This window comes from Deltaproteobacteria bacterium HGW-Deltaproteobacteria-2, assembly GCA_002840505.1.
Taxonomy (GTDB): domain Bacteria; phylum Desulfobacterota; class Syntrophia; order Syntrophales; family Smithellaceae; genus Smithella.
This window is the reverse complement of the sequence record PHBC01000011.1, coordinates 1-9,029: the sequence shown is the minus strand read 5'-3', so window position 1 is coordinate 9,029 and position 9,029 is coordinate 1. Positions and strand designations below refer to the sequence as shown.

The 9,029-nt window shown below is 40.1% G+C and carries 10 protein-coding genes; 7 read left to right on the top strand and 3 right to left on the bottom strand.

The genetic code is table 11. The annotated features are described in order from the left end of the window. From CVU62_15120 to CVU62_15090, 7 genes are all read left to right on the top strand, one after another. On the top strand, positions 1–191 hold a 191-nt coding region (locus CVU62_15120), incomplete at its 5' end, for an acyl-CoA dehydrogenase (GenBank protein PKN36415.1). Positions 192–419: 228 nt separating this feature from the next. Then, the gene (locus CVU62_15115; protein ID PKN36414.1) at positions 420–1,298 is read left to right on the top strand and encodes a hypothetical protein; all 879 of its coding nucleotides are present in this window, start codon (positions 420–422) and stop codon (positions 1,296–1,298) included. Between the two features lie 46 nt (positions 1,299–1,344). Further along, positions 1,345–2,028 carry a methyltransferase type 11 gene (locus CVU62_15110; protein PKN36413.1) on the top strand — a complete coding sequence of 228 codons (684 nt, stop codon included), beginning with the start codon at positions 1,345–1,347 and terminating at the stop codon, positions 2,026–2,028. Between the two features lie 6 nt (positions 2,029–2,034). After that, a complete protein-coding gene (locus tag CVU62_15105) occupies positions 2,035–3,021 on the top strand; it encodes a glycosyltransferase family 2 protein (GenBank protein ID PKN36412.1) in 987 nt (328 codons plus the stop codon). 62 nt (positions 3,022–3,083) lie between these two features. Then, the gene (locus tag CVU62_15100) at positions 3,084–4,259 is read left to right on the top strand and encodes a hypothetical protein (protein ID PKN36411.1); all 1,176 of its coding nucleotides are present in this window, start codon (positions 3,084–3,086) and stop codon (positions 4,257–4,259) included. A 61-nt stretch (positions 4,260–4,320) separates the two neighbouring features. Further along, complete coding sequence (locus CVU62_15095; protein ID PKN36410.1) at positions 4,321–5,265, top strand: hypothetical protein; 945 nt, start codon at positions 4,321–4,323, stop codon at positions 5,263–5,265. After that, on the top strand, positions 5,262–6,242 hold the full coding sequence (locus CVU62_15090) for a hypothetical protein (GenBank protein PKN36409.1): 981 nt from the start codon (positions 5,262–5,264) through the stop codon (positions 6,240–6,242). The genes CVU62_15095 and CVU62_15090 overlap by 4 nt, the downstream gene beginning before the upstream one ends. 72 nt (positions 6,243–6,314) lie before the next feature. Here CVU62_15090 and CVU62_15085 read toward each other — a convergent pair whose 3' ends face one another. The 3 genes from CVU62_15085 to CVU62_15075 all read right to left on the bottom strand — a co-directional run. Beyond that, complete coding sequence (locus CVU62_15085) at positions 6,315–6,734, bottom strand: thioesterase (protein ID PKN36408.1); 420 nt, start codon at positions 6,732–6,734, stop codon at positions 6,315–6,317. A gap of 528 nt (positions 6,735–7,262) precedes the next feature. Further along, entirely contained in the window at positions 7,263–8,423 is a 1,161-nt protein-coding gene (locus tag CVU62_15080; GenBank protein ID PKN36407.1) for a 3-phosphoglycerate dehydrogenase, read from the bottom strand. A gap of 331 nt (positions 8,424–8,754) precedes the next feature. Further along, a partial coding sequence (locus tag CVU62_15075; GenBank protein ID PKN36406.1) for a hypothetical protein occupies positions 8,755–9,029 on the bottom strand: 275 nt, incomplete at its 5' end.

The window sequence follows — 9,029 nt, the reverse complement described above, 5'->3', positions numbered from 1 at the left end:
TCGACCAGGCGCTTCTGGCGGCGGCAAAGATGAAAGAGAAGGGCGAAATCGACGCCGATTTCTACAAGGGCAAAATTGCCACGGCCCGGTTCTATGTCATGAATCATGTTCCCGATCTCTTCGGCTATCTCAAGTCGATGAAGTTCGGCGACCGCAGCGCGATCGATATCCCCGAAGAAAGTTTCATGTAGGGCGAACGTACCTGGCTTGCGGGGGTGAAGACAAGAAAACTGCTGAGCATGAGATAATATAGCTCGGACAAGAAACAGAATATACAAAAAAGGGCAGGGTCATAATTGGTCCTGCCCTTTTTTTTTGTTCGTCAAACTCGGCGAACATCTTTTATGTAATTTCAAGACCAAGATTTTCTTGACATAGATCAACCTTATTCTTATTCTTTTTTACAAAAAAGAGAGGGCATGGCTGTGTTTCAAAAAGCGCGATCCGAATCTGTCCTTTTTATCACATTAGATTCCTGCCGTTATGATACATTCATCAACGCCGGGATTCCCCACATACGTGCCGTTGGTCCGATATGGCGGGCTATGGCGCCCGGTAATTTCACTTATCCCTCTCATGCGGCGATGTTTATGGGTTTTACGCCCGGTGATGCTCAATCACCCGAATCCTTTGTTAATCCTATGGTCGGGAAAATATTCAAAATGCGGGGAGGAGGATTTTCCGGGACGGGTAAACATCGCTTTATTCTGGAAGGTGAAAATATCGTCAATGGTTTTAAAATCCGGGATTATTATTGTATAGGCACAGGAGCTCTTCTCTGGTTTGATCCAGCGAGGCCAACCGGAAAAATCCTGACGCGCGATTTTCATGATTTCTATTTCTCCGGCAATGTCTGCTTTTTGGAAAAGCAGTTGAAATGGATGAGCAAAAAAATGAAAGAAAACGATAAACCGGTTTTTCTCTTTCTTAATATAGGTGAAACACATTTCCCTTATTATTTTCAGGGAGCTCCATGGAATAAGGATATAAATCCCTGTACGCCGATGGCAGGAGAAAAAAACGATGCCGCTGAATGCCGGCGACGCCAGAAGGCGTGTCTGGAATATGTAGACGCAAGTATTAAATCATTATTGGAAGCATTTAAGGAAAGCAATACGATAATCTGTGCCGATCATGGTGATTGTTGGGGCGAGGACAATCTCTGGGGACATGGGATGCATCATGAAAAGGTGCTGGACGTACCGTTGGTTTTTCGTCTTACTGCTGATTACGATTCAGATATGCCTTTTTTTCAGAAACTTATTAAAAAAGTTAGATATAAAATTGCAGATTTTTAAACCTCATGGTGTGAAAGTTTAGGTTTAAAACAATTAAGGATTTATCATGTGTCATCCATCATGTATCCGGTTTTGTGAGTCTCAGCTTTCCCGTGCAGAAATAATGGATAAAAAGGTACTGGAAGTTGGCGCTCTTGATGTAAATGGTTCGCTCAGAAACTATGTCTGCTATATGGAACCATCCTGTTACCTGGGCGTTGATATTGTCCCTGGCCCCGGTGTTGATCAAATATGTGATGTCAATAATCTGATTAACCGCTACGGTAAAGAAAGCTTTGACGTGGTTATTTGTACGGAGGTTTTGGAGCATGTTCGCTATTGGCGTAAAGCTGTTTCGAATTTGAAAAATGTTCTTAAACCCAACGGATTGCTGCTATTGACAACCAGATCCAGGGGCTTTGAATACCATGGTTATCCGTTCGATTTCTGGCGTTATGAAGCGGACGATATGAAAGCGGTTTTCGGAGATATGATGATAGAGGCCAGTGAGAAAGATTCAGACAGCCCCGGAGTATTTGTAAAGGTTCGCAAACCATCTGTTTTTGAGGAGAAGAATCTCGATGGGTTTGAATTGTATTCCATCATGAAGTTCCGCAACTGCATTGATGTTAATGAATTGGATATCCTTGTTTTTAAGATCATAATTCAGGTGCGTCAATTATTTTCACGGATATTGCCTGCAGGAGTAAAATCTACATTCAGAAGAATTATTTTCAGTAAGCGGAGATGAAAACTTATGGCTTCACCACTGGTTACTATTATAATTCCGACTTATAATCAGGCTGCTTATCTGGAAGATGCTGTCAGAAGTGCACTTCGGCAGGATTATGCTAAGTTAGAAGTTATTGTCGCGGATGATTGTTCTTCTGACAGTACGTCGGAGGTTGTGAAGAAGTTTGCTGGTGATAGGCGGCTGAGATATTACAGAAACAAAACAAATCTGGGCAAGACGGCAAATTACAGGCGTTCCTTATATGAGCTGGCAAATGGCGAATGGGTTTTAAATCTGGACGGCGACGATTATCTGACAGATGAAAGTTATATCTCCTTCGCCCTGCGGCAGATACGCTTTTATGAAAACGTTGTTCTTTTTACAGCAGGTGTAAAAAGTGTCTGGCAAAAGGGCTTTCATTTTCCGCATATACATCGTCTTGTAAAAGAGCAGGTTTGTCTGGAAGGGATAAACCTGTTTTTAAATTGGCAGCGGTATAAAATTCCTCATCTTACGAGTTTATATCATCGGCAAACAGCTTGCCGTATAGGATTTTATGATGTTGATATTTCCAGTACCGACTGGGAATCTTTGTTGCGGCTGGTTCTGCACGGAAATGTAATATTAAGTGAACGTATAGCCGGAGTGTGGCGCAAGCACAGCAATAATTTATCGCAGACTATGGATTTCCATCAATTTACCGCCAACATTACTTTCATTACAAAACCTTTGGAGTATGCGCGCAATAATGGTTATGACAAAAACCTTCTGGAATCGTGGGGGAAAAACATGACAGGCACCATTATAAGGAGCCAATTTAACGAAGTCTGGATTAATGTGATGCGGAAACGCAGCCTCGCAGAAATGATCCAATTCATGCAGACCGTCAAAAAAGAGAAGCCGGAGTTTGTGAATAATTTTTTGCAACTGAAGAATGTCGCGCGCTTTTTCTTATATTTTTTATTAACGGCACTGACAAATTTAAATATATTACTCAAACCGGGGAAATAAGTTAGAAGCTTCCTCTTTTTAAACTGGCGTTTGCATCTGTCTGGAAAACGGAAAGGTAAAAAATGAAAATATTGATGCTGCATGGTAATTATTCCGATACTGGAGGAGCAGAGGTTTTTGTTAATAATCAAATAACCGGTCTTAGAGAAAGAGGCCATGAGATAATATTATTTTGTTTCGGTAATAAAAATATAGATGAGAAAAATTTCATAGTAATCAAAGAACCGGAATCCAATTTTCTCAGATATGTTTGCCAGTTTTTAGTTAATCCGAAAGGATATGCACAGCTTAAGAAAACAATTAAATCATTTAATCCGGATATCATTCATCTTCATAATATAGATAAGCATATTCTTACATTTCTTATGCCTGTAAAAAATTTTAAAACGCTTAGATCAATTTATGATTTCGGTATAGTCTGTCCCTCTTTCTGGGGTATTCGTAAAGATGATCAGAAAGTATGTGAGCAGGGAATTGGTTTCAAATGCTTAAAGCATGGATGTATTAATCCGTTATTATTTCCTTTTTACTTTTATTTATTTAGAATAAAACACTATTTTCAGAAGAAAAATGTGGATGGTTATGTTACGGCAACGCGGTTACTAAAAGAATATATGGAAGATCAGGGGTTCAGAAACATATCGGCTTTCCCTTATTTTACAACGAGGCGAAGTAATGTTACGGCTAATTATATAAGCAATCAGATTCTCTTTGTTGGCAAGTTAGAGGAAAATAAGGGTTGTGAATCACTGATAAGGGCTTTAAGTATTGTTATTAAGAACATTCCGGATGTGAAACTAACTATCGTAGGATCTGGTTTACAGGAAAATAAGCTAAAGAGTTTGTCGAGGTCTCTAAATCTGGATAGTCATATTAATTTTACCGGCAGTGTTCCCAATAAGGATGTCGCAAATTACTATTTGAATTCTTCCATTGTTGTTGTACCGTCAACCTGTATGGAAAACTCCCCCATCGTGATTTATGAAGCATTATCATTCGGCAAGCCTGTCATAGCGACAAACAGAGGCGGAAATCCCGATTTGATTAGAAATGGTTATAACGGTTTCTTAGTGAATGCAAACAATTCGGAAGAGCTGGCTGATGCTGTTGTTAAAATTTTACATGAAAAAAATGTTGAGCTCTACCGCGAGATTGCTGAAAACGCTTTTTTGTCCTCAAAACAATACGATATAAACAGTTATATTGATAACTTGGAAATGGTATACAGTAAATTGTAGATAAGAATTCACTGTATTTTTTTACGGAGAAAATACCTTATCGAAAAATCAGGTTACGATTGTGATTGCTGAATTCTTAACTGTTCCGGAAAAAATATATTATAAATTATTCATCAGATTCAATGGAATCAATAAATGTTTCTATAAACGTGAAAAAATAGACAAGTCAAAGCGGATAATTTTATATCTTGATTATCCCAAATTCATTCATTTAGGCGATACTCTGTGGTGCGAGCCGGTTGCTGGATTACTGAACGCAAATTTTAATCTGGCAATTTGCTGCAATTCCCCAATGGAATTCTATTTCCGGCGTCTTGGATATCAAGTTATTGATAAATCATTGATTAATCACGATGACGTATTAGTCGCGCGAACTGAATTGGCCTATCATTTAAGAGATAAGGATGTTTTTTGGTTTAATTTTAATTACATTAATGTATCTCAGCCGATAATTAACTTGGTGTTAAATAATATCGCCGATTATTTAGCTTTAAAAATTAATGATGCAAAACCCCGGACTTTGAATTTCAGTCCGGTAGAGATAAAATCCGTAGCGTTGAAGTTTGGTATAAATCCTCTATATAAATATGCAGTTTTTAATAATTATATTGATTCACATAAATTAGGAATGAGTAGAACAATGATTTGGAAAAGCAATAATGCTTTACGGCTGTTTGCTGAAAGATATAAAAGAGACTCAGGTGTGAAATTAATTCATACAGGAACAAAAAAAGAAAAAAATCGGGATTCAATTAACCATGGAATTGCTGATTTGGATTTGCGGGGAGAGACCAGCGTTGAAGAGTCTTTTGTTTTGGCGTCAATGGACAATTTGGTAGCTTATATCGGTTTCGACGCGTTCTGGCTGCACTTATTTAATATTTATAATAAAAGCAGTTATGTCGTATTAAGACCTGGTTTTTCCGGTAAGTGGAAAAATCAAGTTAAAAATTATGTGGCGACACCTTATATTGCCGGAGAAAGTAAAGTTGTATTTATTGATTGAGCGCATCAGATTTGACGCAGATCTGGGATACTGAAAAATTGCGGGACAGCAAAATGAATCGCATAGCTTATTTAACAAAAAAGGTTCAGCAAAAAATTCAGCACATTCTTTTTGCTGATTCCTCTGAATTCATACAGATTATTAATCGAAGGTCGGTGCTCGCCAGACCGGCAAAAATAGGCTTTTATCTGGATAATCCGCTTTTTATTCATTTGGGTGATCAGCTTTTTTTTGAACCTGCTCTCAGGCTTACTAAAAACAATTTTGATACTTGCATCAGACCTACGCCGGAGATGTTGGAGTATTTCATAAATTCGGGAGCGAAAGTTATAAACGATGGAGAAATCTTTAACTGTGACATTATTGTGACTCGCGAGGAATTACTACCCGACGTTTTGCCGAGAACAAAAGCAAACATAATAGCGATAAATACTCTTGCAAATGACATGTGCTATAGGATTTCGGAATCAATAACATACAGTCTTGCTAACGTTTTTAAAATTGAAATTCCCGAAAATTTCGATTTTGCTCCGTGGAAACCCTCGGTCTCTCAAAAGCGGGTTGCGTCCGAAAAGGTTATTTTAGCACCGTTTGTTAATTCAGGCTGGTTTCGGGTATGGGAATCAGATGTTAAGCGATTATCGCTGCAAGCTAAAAAATGCGCTGAGGAATGTGGTCTTTCACTATGTTTGGTGGGAGGAGAAGCCGATGCTGAATCTAAGATTCCAACCGTAATCGGGGCTGATTTAGAGGATTGGCGCGGCCGATTCAGCCCATGTCAATTCGCGCAAATTCTGGCTTCAGGACAAATTGCCAGAGTGTTTACATTTGACACGTTTGTTTTTCATGCAGCACTGGCTTACGGAATTCCTGTTACGGTTAAAATAAGACGAAGTTTACCGAGAAGAACGCGATTCATTAAGGAACATTTTTTGCCTTCGTATTCCAGCGCGAATCATAAAATAGATTTTCTGTAAGCGTAAGATAACAATAAAGGCCGGAAAGTATTTCAGGCAGACAAGGCTTTTATTGATTGCGTTTACTCGATTTTACAAAAAAGGCAGTGGCTTTTCCAACCGGTATACCAGTGCCTGACAGGAGGCAAGAAGTTTTCCTGCATCGTCGGTGGCATGAATGTCATAGGCGGCAGTTTTCTTTGTCCTGTTGATTTCTCTGGCTTCGGCGGTAAGCATAGATCCTTTTTCCGGTGAAGCCAGATAATTAATATTCATATTCAGAGCGACCGCCATTGTTCCGTGCGAGTTGGAGGCGACTTCGAAAGCCGCGTCAAGCAGCGAAAAAATCGCACCGCCGTGGGCCATTCCGAACATGTTTTCCATATCTTGAGTGAAAAGCATTTCTACTTTAGCATATCCTTCCCGCACATCTTTCAATTTCAAGCCGAATTTTTTACCGAAAGGTTCCTTTTCAATTTGTTTAAATATCGCGTTTCTTACCTTTTCATCCATGATGATCTCCTCCAAAGCATTACCGGAATTTAGTGGAAGGCAGCATACCGTTGATTCTTATACATTATTACAGTGGCCGGAGTCAAAAAAGAAAAAGGGTTTGCCTTACTTTATAGTAATTGAACGAAGTTGAAATAATGGACAGGTGATTGCTTCTATAATACCATTGCATACCACTTGTTGTGGTAATAAAAAAAATAACTACCATATATTGATTTTTTTCTTGATTTTTTTTTAATTATGTAATAAAAAAGACACAATTATAAAAGAAGATTTCGATTAGATGAGCCCATTTGGGGCATGGTTGCTTTAGGTATAAGAAACATTTTTCAGAATGCTATAATTGGAGAATAACCGCTTCTAATGGAAAGTAGTTTTTGCATCATCGGGGAGATAAAGAAACAAAAAATGATTACATAGCAAGCGCCAGGCGAAGCGGTTGCAGTGGTTAACTAAAATTTAAACCATTAGGAAAAAGGCGAATCACAGGGGATTCGCCTTTTTTTATTTAACGTGCCAGAGGTATTCTTAAATCACCCTGACAGCTACGATCCCATCGATAGACTGGATTTTCTTTACCAAGTCAGTATTGATATCGCCTTCCACGTCGATGATGTTATAGGCGATGTTACCTTTGCTTTTGTTGATCATGTCGGCGATGTTGAGTTTGTTGTCCGCAAGCATGCGGGTGATCTTCTCGATCATGCCTGGTTCATTCTTGTTCGAAATGGTGAGTCTGACCTTGCCTGATCTGTCCAGGGTGCATTCCGGGAAATTGACTGAGTTCTTGATGTTCCCGTTTTCCAGGAAGCCCATCAGTTGCATGGCAGCCATGATGGCGCAGTTTTCTTCCGATTCTTCGGTGGACGCACCCAGATGCGGGATGGCGATGACTTTGTCTGTCTTGATGACCTCTTCATCGGGGAAATCAGTTACGTAGCAGGCTACGATACCGTCGGCGATGGCCTTCTTCAGGGACGGGGTATCTACGAGTCCCCCTCTGGCGAAGTTCAGGATCACTACGCCCTTCTTCATGACCGCGAATTTATCGGTATTGATGAATCCCTTGGTGTCTTTGTTCTGAGGGACGTGTAGCGAGATGAAATCGCACTCGGACAGAAGTTTGTCCAGGCTTGGTGCCTTCTTGGTATTGCGGGACAGCCTCCAGGCCGCCTCGATGGACAGGTACGGATCGTACCCCCAGACTGACATGCCCAGACCTTCGGCGGCATTGGCCACCATGGTGCCGATGGCTCCCAAACCAACCACCCCGAGCTTCTTGCCCAGGATCTCGGTGCCACCGAACTTGGATTTGCCCTTTTCGATCAGGTCGGGTACCTTGTCGCCTTCACCTACCAGTCCTTTGGCCCAGGCGATTCCATCAACCACTTTGCGTGATGCCAGCAGCATGCCCAGGAGCACCAGTTCTTTCACGCCGTTAGCGTTTGCGCCCGGCGTATTAAACACCACTATGCCTTTCTCCGAACATTTATCGATGGGAATATTGTTGACGCCGGCACCGGCGCGGGCAATTGCTTTCAGGCTTGACGGCAGGGTCATCTCTTTCATTTCCTTGCTTCTTACAAGAATTCCGTCGGGATCGGGAATATCCGTACGATATTCATACTTTTCAGTAAAAAGGCTCAAGCCCTTTTTCGAAATCTTGTTTAACAAATCAATCCGATACATAAAAACCTCCTAATTCTTTCCATATCTTTTTTATTGTGAGACTCAAATTTCAAAAACGAAATGCATTGAAATTTGTAAGTCGAACCATCCCGCACAGCGGAGGGTATGAATTCTAAAGCTTGTTTTGGGGTTCATACCCGTGGTTAAAAAGTACTCTGATAACATAGAATACCTGATTTTGTGCTACTATTGTCCAAAACAAATTGTCCTTATGGTATTTCTTAATAAGAACTTTCGCTTTACGGGAAGAAATATAGAATGGGCATTAACATGTGTCAAGGAAATCTTAATCACGAAAGTGGAAAATAAAAAGTAGAAAGAATAAATTATCTTATATAAAAGTCTTTATGTATTTATGGAAAAGTTTTTTTATCTCGGGATTTTTCCCCGCGTTGTATAATCTTTCAAACGTTCCCTTTATCCATTTAGTTGAATAGGCAAGCTCTTTGTATAGTTTAAAATAAGCGCTGCAGCCCAGCTGAAATAAAATGCCGGCGAAAGAGCCTATTGCCCGTTCTTTAAGGCTTCGAAGACCGTTTGCTGTGGGCATATTCCATGCTTTTCGGGCCATAAAATAACCAAGACTCAAAGCGTTGTGATACGACC

Bases quoted from the DNA above. Each gene is read 5' to 3' on its own strand.
- CVU62_15085 (PKN36408.1), bottom strand. From the start codon at position 6,734: ATGGATGAAAAGGTAAGAAACGCGATATTTAAACAAATTGAAAAGGAA.
- CVU62_15105 (PKN36412.1), top strand. From the start codon at position 2,035: ATGGCTTCACCACTGGTTACTATTATAATTCCGACTTATAATCAGGCT.
- CVU62_15100 (PKN36411.1), top strand. From the start codon at position 3,084: ATGAAAATATTGATGCTGCATGGTAATTATTCCGATACTGGAGGAGCA.
- CVU62_15115 (PKN36414.1), top strand. From the start codon at position 420: ATGGCTGTGTTTCAAAAAGCGCGATCCGAATCTGTCCTTTTTATCACA.
- CVU62_15110 (PKN36413.1), top strand. From the start codon at position 1,345: ATGTGTCATCCATCATGTATCCGGTTTTGTGAGTCTCAGCTTTCCCGT.
- CVU62_15080 (PKN36407.1), bottom strand. From the start codon at position 8,423: ATGTATCGGATTGATTTGTTAAACAAGATTTCGAAAAAGGGCTTGAGC.